This is a genomic window from Streptomyces barringtoniae, from assembly GCF_020819595.1.
GTDB lineage: Bacteria > Actinomycetota > Actinomycetes > Streptomycetales > Streptomycetaceae > Streptomyces > Streptomyces barringtoniae.
In genome coordinates, this window is the sequence record NZ_JAJHNP010000034.1 from 35,731 (window position 1) to 62,130 (window position 26,400).

Below are 26,400 nucleotides of genomic sequence, written 5' to 3' on the forward strand. Positions count from 1 at the left end.
ACCATGGCGTACGGCGACTATCAGGACGAGATCTACATGGACGGGCTGCGCGGGGTGGTGCCGCGCTTCCCGATGACCTACGACGAACTGGAGCCGCTGGCTCAGGCCGCGATGCCCGCCTCGGTGCGCTCCTACGTCATGGCCGGAGCCGGCGACGAGCGCACCCAGCGAGCCAACGTCACCGCGTTCGAACGCTGGGGCCTCGTCCCGCGGATGATGGTGGGGGCCACGGACCGGGATCTGTCCGTCGACCTGTTCGGGATGCGCCTGCCCTCACCGCTGTTCATGGCCCCGGTCGGCGTGATCGGGCTGTGCGCGCAGGACGGCCACGGCGATCTCGCCACGGCCCGTGCCGCCGCCCGCACCGGCGTGCCGATGGTCGCCTCCACCCTGACCGTCGATCCGCTGGAGGAGGTCGCCGCCGAGTTCGGCGCCACCCCGGGCTTCTTCCAGCTCTACACGCCCACAGACCGTGAGCTGGCCGAGAGCCTGGTGCACCGGGCCGAGAAGGCCGGCTTCAAGGGCGTCGTGGTCACCCTGGACACCTGGATCACCGGCTGGCGCCCCCGCGATCTCGCCGTCAGCAACTTCCCCCAGCTGCGCGGGAACTGCCTGACCAACTACACCAGCGACCCCGTCTTCCGCGCCCGCCTTGCCCGCAGTCCGGAGGACGACCCGGCGGCCGCGGTCGCCGAGTGGGTGCGGATCTTCGGCAACCCGCTCACCTGGGACGACTTGTCCTGGCTACGCTCGATCACCGACCTGCCGCTGATCCTGAAGGGCATCTGCCACCCCGACGACGTCCGCCGCGCCAAGGACGGCGGCGTGGACGGCATCTACTGCTCCAACCACGGCGGCCGCCAGGCCAATGGCGGCCTGCCCGCCCTCGACGTTCTGCCCGGCGTGGTCCAGGCCGCCGACGGCACGCCCGTCCTGTTCGACTCCGGTGTCCGCACCGGAGCCGACATCATCAAGGCCATCGCCCTGGGCGCCACCGTCGTCGGCATTGGCCGCCCCTACGCGTACGGCCTCGCCTACGGCGGCGAGGCCGGCGTCGTCCACGTCCTGCGGTCCCTGCTCGCCGAAGCAGACCTGATCATGGCCGTCGACGGCTATCCCACCCTCGCCGACCTCGCCCCCGAGGCCATCCGCCGCCTCATCTGACAGCCGCCGACCAGTGGGGGCGAACGCATCGGCGGTACCTCGCTCACCGAGTGGTCGGCCATGGTCCACCTCCTCAGCGACCCGGGCCCAGCTCCCATCAGGCCCGTCAGCGAACGGTGTGTATGTCATGACAAGCACCTATTTGTGCAGCAGGATCAGACTGGCGCACGCTTCCGGCACCCCACGACGCCGAAAACGGGTCGACACCGCACGGAATAGCGCGCACCCCTCCACCAGACCCGTCGAACCAGAAACCCAGCCCCAGCAAGGAAGTCGATGGCAACCATGACTGAGAAGTCCACCGTCCGCAGCGTGACCTACGACCTGCTGCGAACTCTGAAACTCACCACGGTCTTCGGCAACCCCGGTTCCACCGAGCAGCCGTTCCTGCAGGAATTCCCCGAGGACTTCACCTACGTCCTGGCACTGCAGGAGGCTTCCGTCATCGCGATGGCCGACACCTTCGCCCAGGTCACCGGCCGACCCGCGCTGGTCAACCTGCACTCCTCGGCCGGGATGGGAAACGCCGTGGGCAACCTGGTGGCGGCCTACCACGGCAACACACCCCTGATCATCACCTCCGGCCAGCAACACCGGGAGCTGGTGATCGGCGACCCGTATCTCGGCAACCGAGAGGCCGTCACGCTCCCCAAGCCGTGGGTGAAGTGGTCGTACGAACCGGCCCGCGCCGAAGATGTACCAGAGGCCTTCATGCGGGCCTACGCGGAGGCGCTGCAGCCGCCGACGGGCCCGGTGTACCTGTCGATTCCCATGGACGACTGGAAGCGGCCCCTGTCCGGCTTCACCCGGGTGCGGACGGTCAGCGACCGCGTCGCCCCCGACACCGCGCGACTGCGCATGTTCGCCGATCGCATCTCGGCCAGCCGTCGTCCCGCCCTGGTCTTCGGTCCGGAGGTGGACCGCGCCGGCGGCTGGGACGCGGCCGTCGCCCTGGCGGAGAAGCTGCGCGCGGCCGTCTACGGCGCCCCGCTGCTGGACCGGGCTTCCTTCCCCGAGGACCACCCCCTCTTCGGCGGCCCGCTCGGCATGTCGGTCAAGACCATCAGCGATCGGTTGACCGGCCACGACCTGGTGGTCGTGATCGGCGCGGAGGTGTTCCGCTACTACCCCTACGTGCCCGGGCCGTACCTGCCGGAGGGCACGGAGCTGCTGCAGATCACCGGCAACCCGGCGGTAGCCGCGGCGGCGCGGGTCGGTGACAGCCTCCTGGGCGATCCCAAGACGGCGATCGAGCTGCTCCTGGACATGGTCGCCGAGGGTTCGGCGCGGACCGCGCCGGAACCGATGCCGCGGCCCCGCGAGCTCCCCCAGGCGCCGAACACCCCGCTCACCCCGCCGGAGGTGTACGCCACCCTCAGCAGGGTCCGGCCGGCCGACGCGGTCATCGTCAACGAGTCGACCTCGACGATGGCGCAGCAGATCGAGTGGCTCCCCACCAACCGGACCGGATCGTTCTTCGCCACGGCCAGCGGAGGCATCGGCTGGGGCACCCCGGCCGCCGTGGGCGTCGCACTCGGCGACCGGGACAGGGGCGCCGAACGGCCGGTGATCGGCCTGATCGGCGACGGCTCCTTCCAGTACTCCGTGCAGGCCATCTACACGGCCGCCCAGCACAACCTCCCGATCGTCTACGTCGTCATGCGCAACCAGGAGTACTCCATCCTCAAGTCGTTCGCCGTGCTGGAGGAGACCCCCGGGGTGCCGGGGCTCGACCTGCCCGGGCTCGACATCGCCTCCGTCGCCCGCGGCTTCGGATGCCGCGCGGTCGACGTGGAGACCACCGAGGACCTGGAGCGCGAGTTCAAGTCGGCCCTGGCCGCCGGCACCACCACCGTCATCGTCGTCGCGACACAGCCCCAGAAGGCGATGTTGTAGGCCACGCGGATCGCACCGTCTAAGAAAGAACAGCGGAGAAGCGGAGAGAGGACAACAAACATGGACTTCGGACTGAAGGACCGGGTGTACATAGTCACCGGCGGCACCCGCGGGCTGGGCATGGCCGCCGCGCGCGAGCTGGTGGCGGACGGCGCGCGGGTGGTCGTCAGCGGCCGCGACGAGAAGTCGGTCGCGGCCGCTCAGGCGGACCTCGGCGGCCCGGCGCAGGCAGTCGGCGTCGTGGCCGACAACGCCGACACCGACACTCCGCAGCGGCTGATCGCCGCGGCTCGCGACACCTTCAAACGGCTGGACGGGGTGCTCATCAGCGTCGGCGGACCCCCCGCGGGCACCTCGGACACCATCGACGACGACCAGTGGCGCGCCTCCTTCGAGTCGGTCTTCCTCGGCGCGGTGCGGCTCTCCCGCGCCGTCGCCGCCGAGCTGGGCGAGGGAGGTGCCATCGGCTTCGTCCTCTCCAGCTCCGTGTACGAGCCCATTCCCGGCCTCGCGATCTCCAACGCCCTGCGGCCGGGCCTGGCCGGCTACGCGAAGAACCTCGCCAACGAGCTGGGCCCCAGAGGCATCCGTGTCGTCGGCCTCGTGCCCGCCCACATCGAGACCGACCGGCTACGCGAACTCGACGCACGGCACGGTGACGCCGACGCCGCCCGCGAACGCGCCACCGCCGGCGTCCCCCTGCGCCGCTACGGAACCCCGGACGAGTTCGGCCGCAGCGCCGCCTTCCTGCTCTCGCCCGCAGCGTCGTACCTCACGGGCGTGATGCTGTCGATCGACGGCGGCGTTCGCAAAGGCTTCTAGAGTCTCCGCGGTCAAGACCGCGAATCGAGCGGGTTCACGCTGGGGCGGTCGCCGGGCAAGCGCCGAGACCGTATGGCCGCCCTTTCGCCGCAAGCGCCGTACGGCGGTGAAAACAAGCACGCCATCGGCCTGAGCACACCCCGTGAGGTGGGCGGTACGCGCGCGGTCAGCGTTGTGCCGTGCTACGAGAGGAACCCATCCTCACCACTGTGGCGACTTCCGAGAGCCGGAGGTATCCCGCGCAGCCCGCCGGTTGCGACTCCGGCGGCCTCGTGGGGCGCGCGCACGAGCTGGCGCTGATCGACTCACTGTTCGCCGATCAGGATCGCACCGGGTACGGCCCCGTCGGCCGCGGGTTGCTGCTGCGTGGTGACCCAGGGGTCGGGAAGACCGCGCTGCTCGACGTCGCCGCGGCCCGGTCGAGTGCCGTCGGCAGGCGTGTACTGCGCGGCTGCGGCGCGGAGTTCGAGGCCGGGATCAGTTTCGCGATGATCCACCAGATGCTCTACCCACTGCGCGCGGACGCCGGCCTCCTGCCCGGCCCGCAGCGCGATGTCCTCTGCCGGCTCTTCGACCTGACACCGACGGCTCCCCCGGACCCGCTGACCGCCGGGACAGCCGTACTCGCCCTGCTCGGCGCCGCCGCCGCCGAATGCCCGCTGCCGCTGGTGGCCGATGACGCGCCGTGGATCGACCCGGCCCGCGCCACGGTACTGGCCTTCGCCGTGCGTCGGCTGGGCCAAGCCCCTGTGGCGCTGCCGGCCGCTGCCCGTACCGGTGGCGCAGATCGACCCGCCCAGCGCCCCCAGCGCCGGCATCCCCAACCGGTGAGTGTCCTGGTCCAGGTGGAGAGGAATCCGAAGCCGCACGGTAGGCCGAGAACGAACGCATCGACAGGCCCTGGCGCGAGCGGGCGGCCAAGGCGAAAACCGAAGCCAGCCGATCGGGGGCTGTTGGCGCCCTGTGAGAAACGATCACAGCGGCACTGGGTTCGGCCGATCTTGCCCTACACCCAGGTGGGCCGGCCTTGGCTGAAATCCTCGGTGCAGCCCGTTCCCGGGGAGCCCAACCTGACTGGTGCAAAGGGCGGGCGAGGGCGCATTGATGAAGGCCTGTCCGGTGGGTTGCAGTCTCATCGCGAGCTATCGGCGCTCCGTAGCGCGGGTGCGGAGGTTGCGCTGGTCAAAGACGTGAACCCCACGCAGTGGGGGCGGGATCCATCCGATCGGCGGCGCTGAAGGCCATGTGACGAGCGCGGTTGGCTCTGGCAGCTGACCACCGTCCGACGTAGTCGGCTGTGTCCACCGTCGGTCGCCGCAAGGTTCTGGCCCGCCCGCCCATATGCTGCTGGCTGGCGCACGTGGACGGCGGTCAGGAGTGGGCATGGGCGGTGCGGCGAGCGGTCCCGGTGGTCAGAGGGGTTCGGGCAGCTTGGCTCTGCGGCTGCGGCGCGAACAGGACGTGCTCGCGCGGATGCGCGGGACCGAGGACCGGATCGCGGACGCGATCACCGCCTTCGCCGGCACCATGATGTTCGTCTATATCCACGCCGCGTGGTTCACGGTCTGGATCGTGTGCAACGAAGGCGCCTTCGGCCAGGAGGCCGTCTGGGATCCCTTCCCCTTCGGTCTGCTCACGATGATCGTCAGCCTGGAGGCGATCTTCCTGTCCACCTTCGTGATGGTGAGCCAGAACCGCCAGGCTGCTCGCGAGAATGTCCGCGCCGACCTCGACTTCGAAACCAACGTACGCTCGGAGGTCTGGTCGATCCACATGGGCCGCGCCCTGGGCGTCGAGCCGGTGGAGGTCGAGCGCAGGGTGCAGGAAGTCCTCGCGGAGAACCGCGCCCGGATGATCGACTCTGGCCAGTCCTCCCGGTAGCCAGTACTCCCAGTAAGAGGGGCGAGGTCCCGCTGCCGGACCGACGGCGCAGTACCCGGCCGGGGCCACCCCGCCGGGGGGCGATCAGAGGGATGCCCGGGCCAGGCTGTGGGAGCCGTACGCGAAGCTGCGGATGACCTCCGTCTGGTTGAGCCGACAGCCGGTTCGGCTCATGCCTCAAAAGATGGTCCGGCGAATCGCTAACGGATCCACAGCCGGATCGCGGCGACGGCGGCCGTGCCGTGAAGGGCAAGCCCTCGCCATGATCGTGCCGGTGCTGCGCCGGATGCTCGCCCGGCCGGCCCGACCCGTCCGTCTGGAGCGCGCCGAGGTCGAGCAGCAGGCCCTGGCTGCCGTCGCCGCGGCCCTGCGCACAGTGGACCCGGGCGTGGAGCGGCTGGATCGGGAACTGTTCAGCGCCGCCGACCGCGCCGTGCACCGGCTGGTGTACGCAGCACACCGCCACACCACCCAAGAAACCGGCGCGAATACCGTTCCGCTCGACCACCTGTGCTCCACGTCCCCAGGCGGATCACGGTGATCCGGTGGACGAGCTGACAGCGCTGGCCCGTGCCGTGCAGGCCCGGGTGCTGGACGTGGCGGAGGCGCGCCTCATCGTCCGTACGCGCCTCGACGGCGAAGCCATGAGCCGGCTCGCGGCCGAGCGCGGGGTGAGCGCGCGTCAGCTCTACCGTCACCGCAACGCCGTCGAGCAGCACTTGGCCGCGTATCTGCGACGCCGGATCGAGGGCCTGTAGGGCGCCCGACCGGGTGATCTCCGATGGCTGGATGTAAATTCCAGCCATCAGCCTCTCTATTCACGAGTGACGGCGGCCCAGCCCGGTTTCGGACGATGCCGCCAGTTCCGCTCCGGGGCGGCGGCCGATGGCCCCGGGCCGGGTGCCGCATGGCGCGCGGTGAGCACGACCGTCTCGTGCTGACACCCGCGACGCCTCTTTCCTGGCTCCCTCACTACGGCTGCTGGTCGCGGCCTGCGTCTCCGAGTTCCCTGAGCAGCAGGGTCAGGGTCGCGAGCCGCTCGGGTCCGAGCAGCTCCTCGATCCAGCGGCTTGTCTCCTGTGCCTGCTGGCGGCCCAGGGCTGCTCGTTCGTGCCCGGCAGGAGTCAGGGAGACCAGTTGCCGGCGGCGGTTGCCGGGGTCCGTGCTCTTGGTGATCAGGCCGCGGGCCACGAGCCGGTCGAGAAGTGGGGTGAGCGTCGACCGGTCGACCGCGGCGAGGGCGCCCAGCGTCTTCTGGTCGAGGCTTCCACGCTCGTCCAGGACGTGAAGCACCGCGAACTGCGGAGGCGTGAGGTCACCGCTGCGCAGCTGCCACGAGGCGTTCACCGCCTGCGAGGCGCGTCGCAGCTGGTGGGCCATGCCGTCTTCCAGCGTCCCGTCGTATCGCGCTCCGGTCGTCATGAGTACAGGCTACCTCCGTATACGGTCAGTCGGTACACGGACTGTTTGCACTCGGAAGTTTCGGCAGCTACATTGTTCCGTGTACGGACTTACCGTGTACGGAAGGTGCATCCCATGTCCCGACGTGTGATCTTGGGGATGACCGGAGCGACCGGCGCCGTCTTCGGTGTCGAACTGCTTCGCCGGCTGCGGGAGCAGCCGGATGTGGAGACTCATCTCGTTCTGTCCCAATGGGCCAGGGCGACCATCCATCTGGAGACCGACCTGTCGGTCCGCGAAGTCACCGACCTGGCCGACGTGACCTATACGTGGAACGACCAAGGGGCGGCAATCTCATCAGGTTCATTCCGCGTGGACGGAATGATTGTCGCGCCGTGCAGCATGAAGACCCTCGCCGGCATCCGAACCGGATATGCCGACGGTCTCATCCCCCGGGCTGCCGACGTCACGCTGAAGGAGCGCCGCCCCTTGGTGCTCGTACCGAGGGAGACTCCGCTCAGCGAGATCCATCTCGAGAACATGCTGGCGCTCTCACGCATGGGAGCGAGGATCGTGCCGCCGATGCCGGCCTTCTACAGCCGTCCGAAAACCATTGACGAGCTCGTTGAGCATGTCGTTGTCCGAGTCCTGGACCAACTCGATATCCAGGTGGCTTCGGCGCAGCGCTGGGACGGAATGCCGCGCCCCTCCGAACTGAAAGGCGTAACCAACTGATGTCTGAAATCAATGACTTCCGGTCCTACATCTCCGCGCTCGAAGAGCTGGGGGACATTCAACGGATCTCACGCGTGATCGATCCGAACCTGGAAGCGTCGGCCATCACCCGTCGGTCCACCGAGAACGGCAGGCCCGCCCCGTTCTTCGAGCACCTCAGCGGAGTCGACGAGGGGTTCCGCATGATCGGCGCCCCGGGTGCCCTGTCGAGCATTCCCGGGCATCCGCTGGCGCGGGTCTCCCTCTCTCTCGGCCTGCCGTACACGACCACCGCCGCCGAACTGGTCGAACATCTCAGGGAGGCGGGCACCAGGCAACTGCTCCCGCCGCGACGGGTGGCATCCGACTCTGCGCCCTGCAAGCAGAACGTCCTGATGGGTTACGACGCTCGTCTCGACCGGTTCCCCATTCCGCTCGTCCACCAGGATGACGGCGGCCCCTACGTCAATACGTGGGGTGTGATCATCGCCAGGACGCCGGACGGCCGATGGACGAACTGGTCCATCTCCCGGATCATGAAGATCGACGACCGGCACATGACCGGACTGGTGCTGCCGAGCCAGCACCTCGGCATGATCTGGCGGGAGTGGGAGGCCATCGGTGAGCCGATGCCCTACGCCCTCGTGCAGGGAGGCGACCCGGGCATTGCCGTCGTCGGCGGAATGACCGTCCCGACCGAGGTCGACGAGGGCGCGTATCTCGGAGCGGTGCTGGGCAAGCCGGTCGACGTCGTGAAGTGCGAGACGAACGATCTGGAAGTGCCCGCCTCCGCCGAGGTCGTCATCGAGGGACACTTGTCCGCGACCCGCGACGCCGTGGAGGGTCCGTTCGCGGAGTTCCACGGCTGGGCACTGCCCGAGACGTCGCCGCAGCCGCTTTTCAGCATCGAGGCGATCACCTACCGGGACGACCCGATCTGGCCGCTGGCCGCCGCCGGCCGGCCTGTCGACGACTCACACGTCGCACCGGCTGCCGGCATCTCCGCAGAGGTCGTCGCGGTCCTGCGGAAGGCGGGACTGCCGATCACGACGGCCTGGCTCCCGCTCGGTGCCGCCTGCTTCTGGACGGTGATCACCGTCCCGCAGAACTGGCGCGACTCGCTGCCGGGGATGGACACCGCGCGCTTCGTGCACCGCATCGGCGAGGTGCTGAACGGCACCCGGGTGGGGCGGCTCTCCCCGGTCGTCTACGTCCTCGACGACGACGTGGATCCGTCGAACGACTCGGATCTCCTGTGGGCACTGGCCACCAGGGTGCACCCGTCCCTCCGCCAGGAGCAGTGGCACGGACCGATCATGCCGTGGTACCCGTGCTTCACCGAGGAGGAACTGCACAACGGCTGGGGAGCCGTCGTCGTGCACGACGCCCTGCTCCCGGCGGTGGGAAGCGGACGCGTACCGCCCGCAACGTTCGACGGCGTCTTCCCGGCAGATGTGCGCGCCAAGGTCCTCGCCGCCGAATCCGAGTCGGCAGGCGGCACCGGCTCTGCCGCATCGCGCTGACACCTGGGTGCCGCGGATCGCGGGAGGTATCCACCAGGTGGCCGTCTCCCGACCGGCATGCTCGGCCGCCGGCCCCGAGGGACCCTCCGCTCGGAGCCGGTCGGCTGCCACCGCCCGGGTGAATGAGTCATCACGACAAGCCGCCGGCCGAGTGACCCATGGGATTTGGCGCTCACCTGACGAGGTACCGATCAGCGTGCGTGTCGGACCGACGCGGACAGCGGTCCTCAACGACGGCCTCGAGACCTCCATCCGACAGGCACGAGAAGGTGCGGCCGCCAGCCCGATGCGTCAAGAAGGGGACAGACGTGACCCAGCAGAATGTGACAGTTGCTGTCACGGGAGCGGGCGGCACCGGAGTGGCCAAAGCCTTGCTCGCCTCACTTCAGAGAGACGACCGGGTCGGCCACGTCAACCTTCTGGTGTCGGCCAACGGGCGCAAGCTGGTGGCTTTCGAATTCCAGACCGGCGAAGATCCGGACTCGGTGCTCCAGGCCCTGGAGGCCACGTCGACGAAAGTCCGCTTCCTCGATCCGGCCGACATGTCAGGACCGGTGACCAGCGGCAGCTACCCCACCGACGCCATGATCATCCTGCCATGTGCCGCCGGCGTACTCGGACGCATCGCTCACGGCCAGACCGAGAGCCTCATCGAGCGAGCCGCGGACGTGATGCTCAAGCAACGGCGCAAACTCGTCCTCTGTCTCCGAGAAGCACCGCTGAACCTCATCCACCTGCGCAACATGGTCGCTGTCACGGAGGCGGGAGCCACCGTGTACCCGATGATCCCGACGTACTACAACGTGCCGGAGACACTCGCGCAACTGCGGGACGAGTTCGTCGAACGCGTCCTGCAGTTCCTGGGCCTGCCCGGCACCGATCGCTACCAGTGGGACGGCACCGACACCACAGCGCGACGCGAGCACACTCAGGCGCGGTAGCGGACCGTGGCCGGCAGCTTCGGGCGCGTTTGCCTCCCGTTGCTACTCACCAGCGGTCCTGGGTTCGCTGATACGGCGGGCGGCCTCAACGACCGCCGCGCGGTGCAGGGCCAGCCGCTGTACCGACCAGGACTGGCCGGCCTCCTTGGGGTCGACGCCCTCGGCGGCCCAGAACCACGCCTGGGCGGCGGCGAGAACCATGGTCAGGAGATCGGCAGGCTCCATCTCCCGGGCGAGGTCACCACGCTGCTGCGCCTCGGCCACTTCGGCCGTTTTGTGACCGAAGGCCTCGGCCTCGGGTCCGGTGGCGGTGGGGCGCTCCAGCAGCTTCCACAGTCGCAGGCGCATCAGATCCGGCCGGGCGACGAGGTGGTCGAAGATGGCGCCGGCGTATCCGGGCAGGTCCTCGACGTCGAACGGCACAGACTCGGCACCCGCGGTCAGCGCACGCCGCAAGACCTCGTCGAACAGCTGCTCCTTGTTACCGAAATAGACGTAGATCAGCCGCTTGTTCACCCCCGCGGTCTCGGCGATGCGGTCCACTCGGGCACCGGCGATGCCGTACGCGGCGAATTCGGTGAAGGCGGCGTCGAGCAGCCGCGCCTTTGTGGCGCTGGAGTCCCGTGACATGCCCGCCACACTAGCAAGTAACTATCTAGTTATTGACACGCGCGGGCCGCAGGTCTACGGTCGTGTATCTATCCAGTTAGTTACCTCTGTCGATAGAACGGGAACCCTCATGGAACACCGCGCACTGGGCAGCCAGAGTCTGATCGTCGGCGCGCAAGGCCTCGGCTGCATGGGCATGAGCGCCTTCTACGGCGCCACCGATGAGACCGAGTCGCTGGCCACCATCGACCGCGCGCTGGAACTCGGTGTCACCCTGCTGGACACCGCCGAGAGCTACGGCCCCTTCATCAATGAGCAGCTGCTCGGCAAGGCGCTGGCGGGGCGGCGGGATGCCGCGGTGGTCGCCACCAAGACCGGCGTGGAGATCACCGACGACGGCAGCGTGCTCGGCCTCAACGGAAGGCCCGAGTACGTCCGGCGGGCCCTCGAACGCTCGCTGCGGCACCTGGGCACCGACCACATCGACCTTTACTACCTGCACCGCATCGACCCCAAGGTGCCGATCGAGGAAACCGTCGGCGCCCTGGCCGAGCTGGTCGCCGAGGGCAAGGTGCGGCACATCGGGCTGTGCGAGGCCTCGGCGCAGACCATCCGGCGGGCACACGCCGTGCACCCGCTCACCGCCGTCCAGACCGAGTACTCACTCTTCGAGCGGGGCATCGAACAGGACGGGGTACGCGACACGCTGCGGGAGCTGGGGATCGGCCTGGTCGCCTACTCCCCGCTGGGACGCGGCTTTCTGTCCGGCACGATCACCAGCCCCGACGACTTCGCCGAGGACGACTGGCGCCGTACCGACCCCCGGTTCCAGGGCGAGAACTTCGCCCGCAACCTGGACGTCGTCCGCGAGGTCCGCCGCATCGCGTCCGACAAGAACGTCACGCCTTCGCAGCTGGCGCTCGCCTGGGTCCAGCACCAGGGCGCCGTGGCCATCCCCGGCACCAAGCGCCGCCGCTACCTCGAGGAGAACGTCGCCGCGACCGAGGTGACTCTGACGTCCGACGACATCACCGCGATCGAGGCCGTCGCCCCGCACGGCGTCGTCACCGGCGACCGCTACGCACCCGAGCTGATGGGAACGCTCAACGGCTGACAGCCAACGGGCCCGTCACAAGATTCATTGCGAGGCCACAACCCCCTGGCCCCCGACACACAGCACCAGGCCCCCACGTCTTGAGCGGCTCCCGTGCCACCAACCGGCCATGCGGTCCCGGATCAACGTGGACTCCTGTCGGCCGTTCGCCGTCTTCCCGGTGCCCCGGCCAGACCCCGTCCCGGCGGCCCGGCATCGCCTTTCGACCAACCCCCATTGCCGGGGCCGCCGAACGCAATCGGCAACCAGGCCGCACACGGTGAGGCCCTCGGTGCTCACAGATCAGGAGACTCGACTCATGTCCGTGCCTCAGACACCCCACACGTTCGGGGCAAGCACAACCGCCGCCGACGTGATCGACGGCGTCGACCTTCACGGCCGCCGGGCCGTGGTGACCGGAGCCAGTTCCGGAATCGGCGTGGAGACAGCTCGGGCGCTCGCAGCGGCCGGCGCCGACGTCACCTTGGCAGTGCGTGACACTGACGCGGGAGCCCGCGTGGTGGCACGCCTGGAGGCCGAACTGCCCCCGAAGTCCGGGAAGTTGACCGTTGGGCGACTCGACCTGGCCGACCGCTCGACGGTCGCGGCGTTCGTGTCCGCCTGGACGGGACCGCTGCACATCCTGGTGGGCAATGCCGGAGTGATGGCCCTGCCGGAACTCACCCACACCCCTGACGGCAGGGAAACCCAGTTCGCCGTCAACCACCTGGGACACTTCGCCCTCGCCGTTGGCCTCCGCCCGGCTCTCGCGGCGGCGGGCGGCGCTCGGATCGTCTCGGTGAGTTCCATCGGCCACCTCTTCTCACCGGTGGTCTTCGACGACCTGGACTACCGCTTCCGCCCCTACGACCCCTGGACCTCCTACGGTCAGTCGAAGACCGCCAACATCCTGTTCGCCGTCGGCGCCGCGGAACGATGGGCCGACGACGGCATCACCGCCAACGCGCTGATGCCGGGCAACGTCGGCGACACCTCCCTGGCCCGGCACATGGACATGCAGCAGGTGGCAGACTTCATCGCCTCGGGCGCCATCGCGCTTCCGCCGCAGAAGACGGTGGAGCAGGGCGCCGCGACTTCGGTGCTGCTGGCCGCCTCGCCGACGGTGGAGGGCATCACCGGCCGCTATTTCGAGGACTGTGCCGAGGCCGAGCCAGTCGCCGAGCGGGCCGGTGCGGTCGCCGGTGTAGCGCCCTACGCCCTGGACCGGGAGAACGCGGCCCGGTTGTGGGCCGTGTCCGAGGATCTCGCCCGCTAGCGACCTACGCTGCCGGCATGACGTCGCGACACGAGCAGTGGGCCCGGCTGCGCAGCCAGTTGTGGCGCCCGCCGCGCGCCCATGGTGAGGAGCCGCGCGAGCGGGTGGTCGGCCCGCTCGAACTGTTCTACGACCTCGTCGTGGTCGTACTGGTCGCCCAGGCCGCCCACCACTTGGCCGGGCACCTGACCTGGCACGGACTGGGTGAATTCGCCGTGGTCTTCGTGCTGGTGTGGATCGGCTGGTTCAACGGCAGCCTCCACCACGAACTGCACGGGCACGAGGATGCCCGCGGCCGGAGCATGTTCCTGCTGCAGATCCTGGTACTGGTCCCGCTGGGTGCGTTCATCCCCGAGGCCGGCGGTGCCCGCGGAGTCGCGTTCGCCGTGGACGCGGGGGTGTTGTTCGCAGTGCTGGCGGTGTTGTGGCTGCTCGCCGCACGGGGAGACAGTGCTGAATTCCGCCGCCCCAGCAGGGTGTTCGTGACGGGGACGGCCGTGTGTGCGGGCGTGCTGGCCGGGAGCGCCGCCCTGCCCGCAGGGCTGCGCATGCTGACGTGGGGTCTGCTGGCGGCCGCGTACCTGGCGTGGCTTGCTGTCATGCTGGGGTGGGCGTTCCCGGAACGGGCGGTCGCGCTCAGCGTGACCGACGCGCTCGCCGAACGGTTCGGGCTGCTCATCATCATCGTGCTGGGCGAGACCGTGACGGGAGTGGTCGACGGACTGGCCCACGAGCCGACCAACGCGCTCACCCTCGCCGTAGGGCTCGTCGCCGTGGTTGTCGGCTTCGGCGCCTGGTGGACGTACTTCGACTTCGCCGGACACCGCTTGCCGAAGACCACACGCGGGAGCACCGTGCTGTGGATGCTGGTGCACCTGCCGCTCACGGCCGCGGTGGCCGCCATGGGCGCCGCCATGGTCGGTCTCGTCGAGCACGCCCACGAGGACCGTACTCCCGCCGCCATCGCCTGGGTGCTCTGCGGGGGTACGGCCGTCGTGCTCTGCGCCACGACAGCGCTCGCCACGTCCCTGCGCGTCTGGCGCCCGGAGCACAGGTTCTACCGGCCCCTGGCCCGCACCTGCCTCGCCGTGGCCGCCGTGACTGCGGGAGTCGGTGCGGCACGCCCGGCGCCCCTCATTCTCGGCCTCGCCCTGGTCCTGCTCCTCGGTGTCCCCTGGGGCCTCGCCGTGGCATACCGCCTCGCCCACGAGGAGTCCTTCGCCGAGGAGAAGCCAGAGGCTTGAGGAGTTCGGCGAACACGTGTCGGGGCTCGGCGGAGTCCGAGGTGAGTATCGGCAGCATGGGCAGGCGGCCCGCGTGACCTGGCCCCACGCCGCGGGCGGAGTCGGGCGAGGAGGGCGCGGACGACGGCATCGACCCGCGTGGCCATCTCGTCCGGCGTGGCCGTGTCCCGTTTGCCGTCGAGGCGCAGGAATGCCAGGCCGTGCACCAGTGCCCACACCGCCGTCGCCACGGCTGCCGAGTCGGCCCCGGTGGCCGGCAGGGCGCGCGGGACGAGTTCGTCGACGTATCCGGCGATGGCCGCGTTCGCGGCCGCGCGCTCCTGGTTGTCCGGGTCGCAGGGCTCGGCGGACATCGCGCGGAACAGGACCGGGTGGTCGAGCGCGAACCGCACGTGGGCGACGGCCATGGTCGCGTGGTCGTCGGGCGTCGCGGGCGCCGGGTGCACTGCGGCCAGGTCGGCGGCGAACTCGCGGTAGCCCCCGCGGCTACTGCCGAAAAGAGCGCGTTGCTGTCGGCGAAGTGCCGGTAGGGCGCTGTCGGCGCCGCGCCGGCGCGGCGCGCGCTCGGCAGCAGAAGCAAGGGTTGAATCCACATCAAGCCTTCAAGATCCGGACCAAGTCCGGGCCAAGGCCCGCTCGTTCCCCCTAGGCATCAGACATTTGCGTGGGTCAGAAGCGCGGCAGATGGTGCACCACCAGCAGCCAGGGAACTGCTGAGACGAACGTGCAGCGCACCGAAGGCCGGATCCTCTGTCTCCGGTCGAGTCACCCACTGCGCGGCGGCCCTGGGGCCAAGGGCTCAGATGCCGGTGCTCGGAAATCATGAGGGAGCGTTTCCGTACCACTCGATCCGCTGCCCCGGCAAACCGCGGTCTACAGCGGAGGCTCAGGCCCTGTCATCGAATGTGACCTTGAGGACCTTGCATGCCCACGCAGTTCATGAACGCCAAGCAGACCGCCGAGTATCTGAACATGTCGATCACGTGGGTGTACCGAGATGCACCCAAGCTCGGGCGTCTCCTACAGGTTCGGGAACGGCCGTAGCGCCAAGCTGCAGTTCAAGGTCACCGATGTGCACGCCTGGGCTCGGCAGCAGAAGCTCGGCTGAGTTCCTCCACCCGCGATCCCTGGCCGCCGGCGCGGCCAGGGACCACCCGCAGCGTCAGGCCGCGAGCGCCATGTCCAGAACCTGCGCCGCCTTGCCGATCGATCCCGGCAGAAGGTGCCGGTAGATCGCGGTACCCCCCACCTTCATGTGCATGAGCGCAGGCGATCAGGGTTCGGGCCAGACAGGCGAACGGGAATGCGGAGAATCACTGGACCGCCATCACGGAAGCCTCTCGCTGCCGAGCCGGGCTGTCTGTCCACGCAGGGCCGGATACGGCGCAGTCGCCCTTGGCATCCGATCAGGTTGTGCCACTCACCCCTGCAGAGACTACGCACCTCCCAGGTGCGTCATCATGCAGCCTTGCTTACGCTCTGTGGGTATGCGACCTCGCTGCGCAGTCATCGGGATGTCGCCGCATGGCCCCCCGGCAGGGACCTGCCCGGGCGATCTCCGGCAGCTGCCTCGAATCGGAGGAGCCTCATGAGGAATCGTGTTCTCGCCTGCATCCTGCTCCTGGCGGCCACGTCCGGCCTGCTGGCCACCGGTGCGATCACGACCTCGGCGGACAACACGCAACAGGCCGCCCGGAGCAGCTCCCGAATAGCCGTCGGGCCTCAATACGACTCGACACACGTGTACGTCGAGCCCGGTAAGGTGCCCGCGTTCACCGCCAGCTGGAAGGCCACCTTCGGTGGGACGAACACCGCCGTGTCGGTCACGGACGTCACCCCCACCCCCAGCCGGACCAAGTCCGAACTCGTCCTCTCGCCCGTCGGCACTCTGTCGGTCTTCGACTTCCAAACGCCCGTACCGTATCCGTTCGGAGCAGAGCGCACCGGCTGGCTGATGACGAACTTGGACGCCGGCATACGGCAGGCACGGGCCAGCGGCGCCCATGTGCTGGTGTCCCCCTTCCCCGACCCTATCGGCCGGGATGCGGTCATCCAGTTTCCTGGCGGAATCAACACCCAGCTGTACTGGCACACCACGGCACCCGTGTACAAGCCGCTCACGACGATTCCGGAGAACCGCGTATACGTGCCGGCCGACGCGGTGAGCGCATTCCTGCGTTCCTATATGCAGTTCACCAGTGGGTCTGTCGTGTCGGACAGCCCGAAGACGGACGCGGGCGAGATCGGGCTGCCTGGGAAGACGTACCGCAAGATCCGCCTCACCTCCCCCTTCGGCAAGACCGTCGTCACGGTGTCCGACGGACACCTGCCCTACCCGTTCGGGCGAGAGGTCACCGGGTACCAGGTCGCGAACCTGACGCAGACGCTGACCAAGGCCGAAGCCGCCGGTGCGACGGTGCTGTGGGGACCTCACCTCTCGGCGGGCCGCCATAGCGCCATCGTGAAGTTTCCCGGTGGTTACATCGCCGAGATCCATGACGTCACGTCCCGCTGACCGGGCGCCGCCGCTTCGACGGCTGGCGCACTCAGGGCGTCGTGCACAACGGAGAACATCAGCCCGTTCAGTTCTTCACCGCGGGAGGTCCCTGTGCGTGTCCTGATCGGCGTCGTCGGTGCGTTGATCGTCCTGGGTACGTTCTCGTCGGTGCTGCGCACACTGCTGATCCCCCGGCCGACCCGGTCCGCCTTCACACGAGTGCTGCACAGGATGGTGCACGTCCCGTTCCAGTTCATGGCGGACCGCTTCCCCAGTTTCCAGGAGAAGGATCGTGTACTGGCTCCGGAGGCCGCCGTCTCCGTCCTGTTCCACCTGGTCGGATGGCTGGCGGCGGCCTGGCTGGGCTATTCGATGCTGCAGATGGCCATCAGCGGATTCGGCGCGGTGGGCGCCCTGTGGGAGACAGGTGTAGCGCTATTCACGCTCGGCTTCGCCAGCAGCCGTACCGTGGAGCTGACGGCGCTCGACCTCTGCGCGGCTGCGACCGGGCCCATCATCATCGGCCTCCAGATCGGCTACCTGCCGGCTCTGTACGGCGCCTACTCCCGCCGCGAAGCCGAAGTGACAATGCTGCAGGCACGGGCCGGCAGTCCGCCTTGGGGACCGGAGATCTTGGCCCGCTATGCACAGATCGGGCTGACCGACAGCATCACGGATTTGTTCCGCAGCTGGGAGCGCTGGTCGGCCGAGGTCAGTGAAAGCCACACCAGCTACGTGGTACTCAGCCGCTTCCGCTCGCCGAGGGCCGGCGACCACTGGCTGGTCTCCCTGCTGGCCGTCATGGACGCCGCGGCCATGCAACTCGCCCTCAGTCCCAGCTGCCCGCAGGCCGATGCCCGGCTCACGTTGCGGGGCGGCTTCGTCTGCCTACGCAACATCGCCGAGGTCTGGCGCCTGCCGTTCGAACCGGACCCCTCCCCCGACTCGCCCATCCAGCTCACGTACGAGGAGTTCGCCGAGGCCGTCGCTCATGTGACCGCGCACGGCTACACGGTCGAACGCACCCCGGAGCAGGCATGGCCGCACTTCTGCGGCTGGCGCGTCAACTATGAAGACCTCGCCTACCGCTTCGCTTATCTCCTGGATGCCGTCCCTGCCCCCTGGTCCGGTCCGCGGCGCACGTGCAAGGAGAAGATCGCACCCGTCACCCCCGTCGACCGCAAGCCGAATGTCTCGCCTTGACGGCCGTTCATCCCAGGCAGCGAAAGGCCGGATCCCGGCGACTACGTGCCTTTGTCGGGAAGGGGCCTCAGAACAAGAACGGTGGCCGCCACGGTGATGGCACTGATCAGCAGCGGCCAGCCCAGATCATGGTGCAGGACGAGCCAGCCTCCCAGCAGCGCGCCTGCGAGCATCACCACCACCGCGGCGACGCGCCGTAGGGCACGTGGATTGGTGCCGCCGGCGAGGGAGGAATCGAAGGCGAGACCGGTGACCGTCAAGGTCAGGACCGTGGTTGTCATGTCCGGAACGGCCAGCTTGCGCACGGTACCGTTGCGCATCCCCATAGCCAGCGCGGTCAAGGCGATCACGGAGTACCTGATCCCGGAGGGGAGGGCAAAAGCCACCGCACTGGCCACTCCCAGCAGCCCTGCCTCCACCGCAAGGCAGGCGCGCAGCCAGTGGTGGCGCGGACGACGGCGCAGCGCCAGTTCCATGCGGCCTGCCGCCACGGCTCCGACGAAGAACGCGGCCAGGGAGATCACCGATGCAGGCAACGAGAAGCCCGGCGCGCCCACCAGCGCGAATGCGATGATCACTACATTACCGGTCATGTTCGCAGTAAAGACATGCCCGAGGCCCAGATAGCTGATGGCGTCCACGAGGCCGGTCACCATCGTCAGAACAGTGAGCACTCCCAGCAGCCGGGGCGGGTGGGCAGGATCGCGTTCCGTGCCGGGACCATGTGGGTTCATACCGTTCACAGCGAGCCACCTTCGAGGCCTGGTCCTCCAGCTGCCGACCCTCCCCACGGCGGTCGGGTCGCAACACTTGAGCAGACAGTTAAAGATTCATGTGGGAACCTCAGGCCCGCGGTTGGCAGCGGAGCCGGACCGTGAGGCCGTTCCTGGCGCACTTGGGCACTATTTCCTCTCAGCTCGAGCAGTGTTCGTCAACAAGGTCTACAACTGCTTGACCTCAGGCGCCACCGAACCCGGGGGTGACGAGACCTGCGACGCCACCCGTCACCAGGCCGAGCGCGACGCACGCGGTTGCCCGCACGGCGGAGATGGCAGCCCGAGATGCCCGCGCAATTGAATGCAGCTAACCTCCTGAATGGGACATAACGTCGCCTTTTAGGCTTTTTGATGCCAGTCCTGGGAGTTCCGCGGCTGGCGCCTACACGTTCAGATGTAGGCCCAGCGATGAGGGAGGTCCCCAGGTCCAAAGCAGTGCGGCAGCCGCCTCTCCGGCAAGCCGGGCCTGCAGGCTCCTGAGTGCACTGTCCGGCACTGCCCGATGCCGGCTCCCGCACATCCGGCGTCTTTACGTCATCCGGCGGTACCGGCGTGACCGATCCTGCAGCCACGTGCGTCATGGAGCATCTACATGATCAACACAATGTCCGTAGACGGCATCGCCGTTGTCCCCAACGCACAAGAGCCGGCCGAACTGATCATCCGTAACGGGCGTATTCACACAGGTGATGCAGCCCGGCCCGGGGCTGCTGCTCTGGCCGTACGCGGCGGCCGTATCACCGCCATCGGTGACGATGCGGCCATCGCCCCGTTCGTGGGGCCGGACACGCGCATCATCGACGCGCTCAACCGACGCGTCATTCCGGGGCTCAATGACTCCCACCTGCACGTGATCCGTGGTGGTCTGAACTACCTTCTGGAGTTGCGCTGGGACGGCGTCCCTTCCCTGCGCACCGCCTTGTGGATGCTGCGCGAGCAGGCGGCGCGCACGCCCCGGGGTCAGTGGGTGCGCGTCGTGGGCGGGTGGACAGGAGAACAGTTCGCCGAGCAACGCCTGCCCACGGTATCGGAGTTGAACGCTGCGGCACCTGACACTCCTGTCTTCGTGCTGCATCTCTATCAGTCCGCGATTCTCAATCGGGCCGCGTTGCGAGCAGTCGGGTTCACCAAGGACAGCGTCGCTCCGCCAGGCGGCCAGATCGTACGGGACCACTCGGGAGAGCCCACCGGTCTTCTGCTCGCAACCCCCGCGGCCGGCCTGCTCTACGCCACTCTGGCCAAGGGCCCCAAACTGTCGGACGCGGAACAGATCGGTTCCACCAGGCACTTCCTGCATGAGCTCAACCGGCTCGGCCTGACCAGCGCGATCGATGCCGGTGGCGGCTTCCAGAACTTCCCCGAGAACTACGGAGCGGTGTTGAGACTCGCCGAACAGGGCCTGCTGACGATGCGTATCGCCTACCACCTGTTCCCGCAGACCGCCGGGCAGGAACTGGACGATCTGCGACGCTGGATCGGCATGGTACGGCCCGGCGACGGCGACGAGTGGCTCAGGTTGAACGGGGCGGGCGAAAACCTGGCCTGGTCCCCCGCCGACTACGAGAACTTCACCGAGCCAAGGCCTCTGCGGCCGGAGCGTGCGGACAGCGAACTCGAATCAGCAGTACGCCTGCTCCTCGACAACGGCTGGGGGTTCCGCCTGCACGCCACCTACGGGGAGACCATCGCCGCCAACCTCGACGTGTTCGACAAGGTGGCGGCGGACACCGGCTTCCCGCGCGGTGTCCCCTGGTTCTTCGACCACGCCGAAACCGTCTCCGAGGCCAGCCTGAGCCGCATCGCGGCCATGGGGGGCGCCCTGTCCATCCAGAACCGGATGATGTTCCAGGGCAGCGCATTCCGCGACCGGTACGGAGCCGCTCGAGCATCCGATGCCCCGCCGATCCGCAAGATGCTCGACCAAGGCCTCACGGTCGCCGCCGGCACGGACGCCACCAGAGTCTCCAGCTACAACCCCTGGCTGTCCCTGGAATGGCTTGTACGAGGGCGCTCCATCGGCGGCCAGGTTCTGGCTTCCCCCGAAAACATGGTCGACAGGGACACCGCCCTGCGTATGTACACCGCCGCCGGCGCCCAACTGACCGGCGAGAGCGACGTCAAGGGGATCCTCAAGGAGGGCTATTACGCCGACGTGGCGGTCCTGTCGGCGGACTACTTCACCGTTCCGGAAGAGGACATCTCCCACATCGAGTCGCTGCTGACCGTTGTCGGCGGACGCGTCGTCTACGCGGCCGGGGAGTTCGAGGGGCTCGCCCCCGCCCTGCCCGACGCATCGCCGTCCTGGAGCCCGGTCACCTACTACGGCGGCTACCACCACACGATGTTCCCGACCCCGCCCTCCGGAGTGCGGCAGGCCCAAGCACTGATCGAGGCCGCAGCCGAATCGGAAGAGCACCGCCAGTGGCGCATCGTCCAGGGATTCGCTCCCGACGATGCCGCAGCATCCGAAATCTTCGACGCCTGCTTCGTTCTGTGACCGGCCGTACGGCAGGCGAGGCAACGATCCGTCGGTACCAGGGCATCCACAACAGCTGAAGGGCAGAAGGACCATGGTCAACATCCAGAACGTGACGGACGCCCCCGCCGCACAGCTTCTCACCGCGCAGGACAGCGTCGTGCTGCTGGTGGATCACCAGCCTCAGATGTTCTTCGGCACCACCAGCGCCGACCGCGGTGACATCATCAACGCAACCGTGGCTCTCGCGAAGTCCGCGAAAGTCTTCGACGTACCGGTGGTGTTGACCACCGTCGCCTCCAAGTCGTTCTCCGGCCCCCTGCTGGCCCCGCTGGCGGAGCAGTTCCCCGGTACTGAGCCCATCGACCGAACCACCATGAACTGCTGGGAGGACCAGCGGGTGGTCGACGCCGTCAAGGCCACCGGACGACCCAAGATCGTGCTGGCCGGCCTGTGGACCGAGGTGTGCATTTCGTTCGCCGCCCTGTCCGCCACCGACCAGGGCTACCAGGTGTACGTTCCCACCGACGCCTGCGGCGGCGTGTCGCCGGTTGCTCACGACAACGCCGTCACGCGCATGACACAGCGTGGCATCGTCCCCACGACCTGGCTCACCACCCTCCTCGAATGGCAGCGCGACTGGGGTCGCACCGACACGTACGAGCCGGTCATGGACATCGTCACGCAGCACGCCGGTGCCTACGGCATAGGAGTCACCTACGCCCGCGCCATGTTCGGCAGCCACACGGGCTGAATCTCCAAGCCGGCCGGCGCCGCCCTCGTTCGCCCTCGGCCCCGTCTCCAACCTCTCTGCTCCGGAGGGCGACCGCGGATGACTCCACCTGCCAACGGCGGTTCCACGGTCACGGCCCAGCCACCCACCCCGCCTTCCGGTACCGTGTCGACCTGGGCACCGTTGCACATACGGGTGTTCCGGACGCTGTGGCTGGCCCAGTTCGTCTCCAATGTCGGCAGCTGGATGCAGACGGTCGGCGCGCAGTGGCTGATCACCCAACAGTCCGGATCGGCAGGGCAGATCGCTCTGGTACAGACAGCCGCGAGCCTGCCGGTCCTCATACTGGGCATCCCTGCAGGCGCCCTGGCCGACATCGTCGACCGCCGCAGGCTTCTGCTCTTCGCCCAGGTCCTCATGCTCTCGGCCGCCGGACTGCTCGCCGCTCTCACCGCACTGGGGCACATGAACCCCTCCGGTGTCCTGGCTCTGACCTTCGTGCTGGGCTGCGGCACGGCCTTGATGAATCCGGCGTGGCAGGCCATCCAACCCGACCTCGTGGCCTCACGTGACCAGATTCCGGCTGCTGCCGCTCTGGGCGGTGTGAACATGAACGTGGCCCGTGCGGTCGGCCCTGCTCTCGGCGGCCTTGTCGTGGCGGTGGCCGGTGCGGCCACTGTCTTCGCCCTCAACGCCGCATCCTTCCTCGTCACCTTGGCCGCCCTGGCGACATGGCACCGGCCGGCCGCCACCAGCCCTGTGGCCGCCGAGCGACTGCTCCCCGCGATCAGGGCAGGTCACCGCTACGTGCGCCATGCGCCGAGGGTCCGCAAGACGCTCGGCAGATCGTTGGTCTACGTCCCCTGCGCGGCGGCGCTGTGGGCCTTGCTGCCCGTGGCCGCGCATCAGCAGCTGGGGCTGGGGGTTGGCGGGTACGGCCTGCTGCTCGCGGCAGTCGGAGCGGGAGCGGTACTGGGGGCGGTGCTGCTGCCGCAGGTACGCGGCCGGTGGTCGAGCAATGTGACACTGGCCGGCGGGGGCATCCTGCTCGCGATGACGCTGGTCGTGCTCGCTCTGGTGGGGATTGCCTGGGTCGTCGGCGTGGGTTTGGTGTTCTCCGGGCTCGCCTGGGTCGGCGTCCTGTCGATCCTCAATGCGCAGATGCAGGTGACAGTCCCCGAGTGGGTGCGCGCTCGGGCCCTCGCCGTCTACCTGACGATCTTTCAAGGCAGCCTGGCGATCGGCGCCGCGGTGTGGGGCGGGCTCGCCGACGGGATCGGCCTGAGGGGAGCGCTGCTGGTGGCGGCCGCGGTGTTGGTGATCGGTTCCCTGGCCGGACTGTTCTTCTCCGTGCCTGACACCGCTCTGGACCGGTCGCCCTCCATGCACTGGCCGGCTCCCGTCATGGTTCTCGATCCATCGGCATCGACAGGACCAGTTCTCGTCACGGTCGAGTACCGCGTTCCAGCCGACCACGCGGATACTTTCACCGACGCGATGGAGGCTGTGGGCCGTTCCCGTCTGCGCACCGGTGCACTGCGCTGGGATCTGTTCCGTGACGGCTCCCAACCAGACACATACCTGGAGGTCTTCGCGGTGGCCTCGTGGGAGGAGCATGAACGGCAGCACCGTGGCCGGCTCACCGGATATGACCGGTCAGCCGAGGAGAAGGCCAGATCGCTGTTGGATCCCGAGCACCCGTTCAAGGTCTCTCACTATCTTCCAGCGCGCCGAAACAGCGGCTGAGCCGACGGCACCAGAGCCACGTTCGAGGTCACCCCGGCGACGTCCCGATGCCTGTCGCCGGGCCACTCTTCCCGTTCCCGAGGATCGCCATGCCAGAGACTCCCGCACCCTCCAGCGACCCACGGCCGGCCGGGCGAACCGGCAGCGCCCCTCCGCGGCCGGCGACGATCGCGGGTCACAGCGCCCTGGAGTGCTACCTCGCATTTGTGCTGCTGTTCGGCGTCACCACGATCGTCCGATGGGTGATGGGCCCATCCTTCATCTCCGACCAGGTCGATCGGATTCATCTGCAATTGGTGATCGTCGGGGCAGCCGTCGGACTACTGATCGCCGCTCTCATCCTCAGCCGGCCAGGCAGGACGAGCGGCGGACACATCAATCCAGCAATCTCTCTCGCGATGTGGCGGTTCGGCGTCTTCCCGGGCGTTTCCGTTGTCCCCTACGTCCTGGCACAGCTCATCGGCTCCGTCCTGGGAGTACTCCTGGCCGGCGCCGTATGGGGACCGGCGGCCAAAGACCCCCCGGTGGCCTCCGCCGTATTGCAGCCCGGCGCAGGCTGGACGGCAGCTGAGCTGTTTGGCGCCGAGGCCGCCAGCATGGGTGCCGCCGAGGCCGCCAGCATGGGTGCCATCGTGTACCTCGTCGGGTTCTTCCTGCAGGCCCCTCGCCTGGCACGCCTGGTCCCCTGGCTGGTCGGCTTCCTGATCGGCGGAACGATTGCCCTGCTGGGAACCACCACAGGAGGCTCGGCCAACCCGGCACGCCAGTTCGGACCGGCCCTGGCGTCCGGGCAGTCGTCCTTCTTGTGGGTGTACCTGCTCGCCCCCATGGTGGGGGCTCTCATCGCGGCCTTCGTCCTCGACCGGGTGAACAAGCACCGCACGGTCCTAACCCACCGGCTGTGCGGCACCGAGGAAGACGGCGCGCCCCTGAAAGAACGTGGGTAGTGGCCCGGGCCGCCGCCGGATGGTGCGGCCGGCACCGGTGGCGGGGCAGCCGGTATCCCGACACCGCGCGTCGACACCCCGTCCAGAACCGAGCCCTGGCGGCCCCTGCACGAAGCCGTGCTGCACCATCAGCCGCCGGCGTCCACGTCAGCGAATCCGCAAGGGCATCGAGGCCGGAGAAGGAGTGGGTCGCCACTCCCGACGAGGCCTTACGGCCGCGAGAGACGCCTCCACGCATCCCGTCGCGACCGTCGAGACCAAGGCCGCCGACCGAGGTAACGGAAATCGCGACATCAGGTCCACCCATGAATGCCGTCGCCGCTCTGAGGCCCCTGCCGCAGACCGGCACCGCGGACACATTCACAGCGACCGAGACGCACGTGTAAATCCCCAGGGCGACGCCTGGATTTACAATCAGTTGACAATGTTCGGACTTGCCGAAGATTCGACTTTCAGTTTACATCCCTGCGGGGACGAAACTCCCTCTTGATCGGGCGGGCAGAATTCACGGGGAAGTTTCGTCAAAAGTGTGAAGCGGCCAGCCGAGGCAAGCCGCTCTCAAGGATTAGTCCGCTTGGCAAGCCAGGGGTAGCGGGCGGTGTCCTTGCCGGCATAGTCGGGATCCAGGTAGACGAAACAGCGCTGGATCTTCCAGTCGCGGATCTCGAATACGTCACACCATCGTCCGGCGCCCCATTCGGGCACTCCGGCGCGCCACGCACCGTCACGGTGCTCACCATGGCTGGTCCCCTCACACACCACCACATCACTGCCGGAAAAGATCCAGTTGAAGTCTGCGTAGTGATGCTTGATCGCCTTGATCGTGGTGCCGACTTCGGCGAAGAGCGTGCCGATCTCCTCCTTGCCGGTAGCCAGTCCCCACTTCGGGAAGTACACCTGAGCGTCATCGGCGAACAGGTCCACCATGTTGCCGCCGCTGGAAGTCACACCACCGTTGTCAAAGGCCTTGAGATATTCCAGAACGACCGATTTACGCTGCTCATCGGTCATCGTCTGCTGGGTCAGGGCCATCGCGGTTGTTCCTTTCAATACCGTGATTCCGCTCGCTGTGGACGGACGTAGTTCGCTCTTCGTCCTGGTCGTCGGTTCTTTCTGTCCGTTCTACCGCTTCATGCGGGCGAAGCTGCGACCGACGCGAGCGCAGAGCTTGCGCAGACCGCCGAGTATCTGAACATGTCGATCACATGGGTGTACCGAGATGCACCCAAACTCGGACCCACTCCCTACAAGTTCGGGAACGGCCGTAGCGCCAGGCTGCAGTTCAAGATCACCGATGTGCACGCCTGGGCTCGGCAGCAGAGGCCCGGCTGAGTTCGCCCACGCTCGATGCCTGACCTGCGGAGCGGGGACGGATGCTCAGTTTCGCGGGCCACCTGCCCGCGCTCCACCGTGTTCAGAAGCTGACGTTGCTTCGCGCTCGTCGAGCGACTGGATATC

Annotated in this window: 23 protein-coding genes and 1 pseudogene; 19 read left to right on the top strand and 5 right to left on the bottom strand. The window is 68.2% G+C overall.

Features of this window, described 5'->3' with window-relative positions:
• The first annotated feature begins 3 nt into the window (after positions 1-3).
• From LMU33_RS38595 to LMU33_RS38625, 7 genes are all read left to right on the top strand, one after another.
• Positions 4-1,164 carry an alpha-hydroxy-acid oxidizing protein gene (locus LMU33_RS38595; RefSeq protein ID WP_228626417.1) on the top strand — a complete coding sequence of 387 codons (1,161 nt, stop codon included), beginning with the start codon at positions 4-6 and terminating at the stop codon, positions 1,162-1,164.
• A gap of 285 nt (positions 1,165-1,449) precedes the next feature.
• Positions 1,450-3,060: a benzoylformate decarboxylase gene (gene mdlC / locus LMU33_RS38600; protein ID WP_228626419.1), complete on the top strand. Its 1,611-nt coding sequence runs from the start codon at positions 1,450-1,452 to the stop codon at positions 3,058-3,060.
• 60 nt (positions 3,061-3,120) lie between these two features.
• Entirely contained in the window at positions 3,121-3,882 is a 762-nt protein-coding gene (locus LMU33_RS38605) for an SDR family oxidoreductase (RefSeq protein WP_228626421.1), read from the top strand.
• 272 nt (positions 3,883-4,154) lie between these two features.
• On the top strand, positions 4,155-5,120 hold the full coding sequence (locus tag LMU33_RS42145; protein WP_372478143.1) for an AAA family ATPase: 966 nt from the start codon (positions 4,155-4,157) through the stop codon (positions 5,118-5,120).
• A 145-nt stretch (positions 5,121-5,265) separates the two neighbouring features.
• Positions 5,266-5,763, top strand: a complete 498-nt coding sequence (locus LMU33_RS38615; protein ID WP_228626424.1) for a DUF1003 domain-containing protein — start codon at positions 5,266-5,268, stop codon at positions 5,761-5,763.
• 262 nt (positions 5,764-6,025) lie between these two features.
• The gene (locus LMU33_RS38620) at positions 6,026-6,304 is read left to right on the top strand and encodes a hypothetical protein (RefSeq protein WP_228626426.1); all 279 of its coding nucleotides are present in this window, start codon (positions 6,026-6,028) and stop codon (positions 6,302-6,304) included.
• Between the two features lie 4 nt (positions 6,305-6,308).
• Positions 6,309-6,521, top strand: a complete 213-nt coding sequence (locus LMU33_RS38625; RefSeq protein WP_228626428.1) for a hypothetical protein — start codon at positions 6,309-6,311, stop codon at positions 6,519-6,521.
• Positions 6,522-6,735: 214 nt separating this feature from the next.
• On the opposite strand, the gene LMU33_RS38630 is transcribed toward LMU33_RS38625, so the two are convergent.
• Positions 6,736-7,185, bottom strand: coding sequence for a MarR family winged helix-turn-helix transcriptional regulator (locus tag LMU33_RS38630; protein WP_228626430.1), 450 nt, complete (start codon positions 7,183-7,185; stop codon positions 6,736-6,738).
• Positions 7,186-7,299: 114 nt separating this feature from the next.
• On the opposite strand from LMU33_RS38630, the gene LMU33_RS38635 reads away from it, so the two are divergent.
• The 3 genes from LMU33_RS38635 (at position 7,300) to LMU33_RS38645 (ending at position 10,342) form a co-directional block, all read left to right on the top strand.
• The gene (locus LMU33_RS38635; protein WP_158916923.1) at positions 7,300-7,899 is read left to right on the top strand and encodes a non-oxidative hydroxyarylic acid decarboxylases subunit B; all 600 of its coding nucleotides are present in this window, start codon (positions 7,300-7,302) and stop codon (positions 7,897-7,899) included.
• Positions 7,899-9,401: a UbiD family decarboxylase gene (locus LMU33_RS38640; RefSeq protein ID WP_228626432.1), complete on the top strand. Its 1,503-nt coding sequence runs from the start codon at positions 7,899-7,901 to the stop codon at positions 9,399-9,401. Before LMU33_RS38635 ends, LMU33_RS38640 begins: the two co-directional genes overlap by 1 nt.
• A gap of 308 nt (positions 9,402-9,709) precedes the next feature.
• On the top strand, positions 9,710-10,342 hold the full coding sequence (locus LMU33_RS38645; RefSeq protein WP_228626434.1) for a UbiX family flavin prenyltransferase: 633 nt from the start codon (positions 9,710-9,712) through the stop codon (positions 10,340-10,342).
• 42 nt (positions 10,343-10,384) lie between these two features.
• Here LMU33_RS38645 and LMU33_RS38650 read toward each other — a convergent pair whose 3' ends face one another.
• Positions 10,385-10,972, bottom strand: a complete 588-nt coding sequence (locus LMU33_RS38650) for a TetR/AcrR family transcriptional regulator (protein WP_228626436.1) — start codon at positions 10,970-10,972, stop codon at positions 10,385-10,387.
• 109 nt (positions 10,973-11,081) lie between these two features.
• Between LMU33_RS38650 and LMU33_RS38655 the strand changes: the two genes are divergently transcribed.
• From LMU33_RS38655 to LMU33_RS38665, 3 genes are all read left to right on the top strand, one after another.
• Positions 11,082-12,065, top strand: coding sequence for an aldo/keto reductase (locus tag LMU33_RS38655; protein ID WP_228626438.1), 984 nt, complete (start codon positions 11,082-11,084; stop codon positions 12,063-12,065).
• 298 nt (positions 12,066-12,363) lie between these two features.
• Positions 12,364-13,320, top strand: coding sequence for an SDR family NAD(P)-dependent oxidoreductase (locus LMU33_RS38660; RefSeq protein WP_228626440.1), 957 nt, complete (start codon positions 12,364-12,366; stop codon positions 13,318-13,320).
• Positions 13,321-13,337: 17 nt separating this feature from the next.
• Entirely contained in the window at positions 13,338-14,564 is a 1,227-nt protein-coding gene (locus LMU33_RS38665; RefSeq protein ID WP_228626442.1) for a low temperature requirement protein A, read from the top strand.
• A gap of 110 nt (positions 14,565-14,674) precedes the next feature.
• Here LMU33_RS38665 and LMU33_RS38670 read toward each other — a convergent pair.
• A pseudogene (locus LMU33_RS38670) lies at positions 14,675-15,144 on the bottom strand (TetR/AcrR family transcriptional regulator); the annotation flags it as partial.
• Between the two features lie 1,008 nt (positions 15,145-16,152).
• Here LMU33_RS38670 and LMU33_RS38675 point away from each other — a divergent pair.
• Positions 16,153-17,079: a glyoxalase gene (locus LMU33_RS38675; protein ID WP_228626443.1), complete on the top strand. Its 927-nt coding sequence runs from the start codon at positions 16,153-16,155 to the stop codon at positions 17,077-17,079.
• A 150-nt stretch (positions 17,080-17,229) separates the two neighbouring features.
• Positions 17,230-18,264, top strand: coding sequence for a hypothetical protein (locus LMU33_RS38680; protein ID WP_228626445.1), 1,035 nt, complete (start codon positions 17,230-17,232; stop codon positions 18,262-18,264).
• 41 nt (positions 18,265-18,305) lie between these two features.
• On the opposite strand, the gene LMU33_RS38685 is transcribed toward LMU33_RS38680, so the two are convergent.
• Positions 18,306-18,998, bottom strand: coding sequence for a YoaK family protein (locus tag LMU33_RS38685; protein WP_228626463.1), 693 nt, complete (start codon positions 18,996-18,998; stop codon positions 18,306-18,308).
• 634 nt (positions 18,999-19,632) lie between these two features.
• On the opposite strand from LMU33_RS38685, the gene LMU33_RS38690 reads away from it, so the two are divergent.
• The 4 genes from LMU33_RS38690 to LMU33_RS38705 all read left to right on the top strand — a co-directional run bounded on the left by LMU33_RS38690 (position 19,633) and on the right by LMU33_RS38705 (position 24,942).
• A complete protein-coding gene (locus LMU33_RS38690; RefSeq protein ID WP_228626447.1) occupies positions 19,633-21,537 on the top strand; it encodes an amidohydrolase in 1,905 nt (634 codons plus the stop codon).
• A gap of 73 nt (positions 21,538-21,610) precedes the next feature.
• A complete protein-coding gene (locus LMU33_RS38695; protein WP_228626449.1) occupies positions 21,611-22,270 on the top strand; it encodes a hydrolase in 660 nt (219 codons plus the stop codon).
• Between the two features lie 174 nt (positions 22,271-22,444).
• A complete protein-coding gene (locus LMU33_RS38700) occupies positions 22,445-23,995 on the top strand; it encodes an MFS transporter (RefSeq protein WP_372478142.1) in 1,551 nt (516 codons plus the stop codon).
• A 206-nt stretch (positions 23,996-24,201) separates the two neighbouring features.
• Entirely contained in the window at positions 24,202-24,942 is a 741-nt protein-coding gene (locus LMU33_RS38705) for an MIP/aquaporin family protein (RefSeq protein WP_308280844.1), read from the top strand.
• A 558-nt stretch (positions 24,943-25,500) separates the two neighbouring features.
• On the opposite strand, the gene LMU33_RS38710 is transcribed toward LMU33_RS38705, so the two are convergent.
• Positions 25,501-25,974 carry a nuclear transport factor 2 family protein gene (locus LMU33_RS38710; protein ID WP_228626455.1) on the bottom strand — a complete coding sequence of 158 codons (474 nt, stop codon included), beginning with the start codon at positions 25,972-25,974 and terminating at the stop codon, positions 25,501-25,503.
• Positions 25,975-26,400 lie beyond the last annotated feature (426 nt).

Bases quoted from the DNA above. Each gene is read 5' to 3' on its own strand.
- LMU33_RS38690 (WP_228626447.1), top strand. From the start codon at position 19,633: ATGATCAACACAATGTCCGTAGACGGCATCGCCGTTGTCCCCAACGCA.
- LMU33_RS38685 (WP_228626463.1), bottom strand. From the start codon at position 18,998: ATGAACCCACATGGTCCCGGCACGGAACGCGATCCTGCCCACCCGCCC.
- LMU33_RS38620 (WP_228626426.1), top strand. From the start codon at position 6,026: ATGATCGTGCCGGTGCTGCGCCGGATGCTCGCCCGGCCGGCCCGACCC.
- LMU33_RS38665 (WP_228626442.1), top strand. From the start codon at position 13,338: ATGACGTCGCGACACGAGCAGTGGGCCCGGCTGCGCAGCCAGTTGTGG.
- LMU33_RS38640 (WP_228626432.1), top strand. From the start codon at position 7,899: ATGTCTGAAATCAATGACTTCCGGTCCTACATCTCCGCGCTCGAAGAG.
- LMU33_RS38660 (WP_228626440.1), top strand. From the start codon at position 12,364: ATGTCCGTGCCTCAGACACCCCACACGTTCGGGGCAAGCACAACCGCC.
- LMU33_RS38710 (WP_228626455.1), bottom strand. From the start codon at position 25,974: ATGGCCCTGACCCAGCAGACGATGACCGATGAGCAGCGTAAATCGGTC.
- LMU33_RS38675 (WP_228626443.1), top strand. From the start codon at position 16,153: ATGAGGAATCGTGTTCTCGCCTGCATCCTGCTCCTGGCGGCCACGTCC.
- LMU33_RS38615 (WP_228626424.1), top strand. From the start codon at position 5,266: ATGGGCGGTGCGGCGAGCGGTCCCGGTGGTCAGAGGGGTTCGGGCAGC.
- mdlC (WP_228626419.1), top strand. From the start codon at position 1,450: ATGACTGAGAAGTCCACCGTCCGCAGCGTGACCTACGACCTGCTGCGA.
- LMU33_RS38630 (WP_228626430.1), bottom strand. From the start codon at position 7,185: ATGACGACCGGAGCGCGATACGACGGGACGCTGGAAGACGGCATGGCC.
- LMU33_RS38650 (WP_228626436.1), bottom strand. From the start codon at position 10,972: ATGTCACGGGACTCCAGCGCCACAAAGGCGCGGCTGCTCGACGCCGCC.
- LMU33_RS38655 (WP_228626438.1), top strand. From the start codon at position 11,082: ATGGAACACCGCGCACTGGGCAGCCAGAGTCTGATCGTCGGCGCGCAA.
- LMU33_RS38635 (WP_158916923.1), top strand. From the start codon at position 7,300: ATGTCCCGACGTGTGATCTTGGGGATGACCGGAGCGACCGGCGCCGTC.
- LMU33_RS38695 (WP_228626449.1), top strand. From the start codon at position 21,611: ATGGTCAACATCCAGAACGTGACGGACGCCCCCGCCGCACAGCTTCTC.
- LMU33_RS38605 (WP_228626421.1), top strand. From the start codon at position 3,121: ATGGACTTCGGACTGAAGGACCGGGTGTACATAGTCACCGGCGGCACC.
- LMU33_RS38595 (WP_228626417.1), top strand. From the start codon at position 4: ATGGCGTACGGCGACTATCAGGACGAGATCTACATGGACGGGCTGCGC.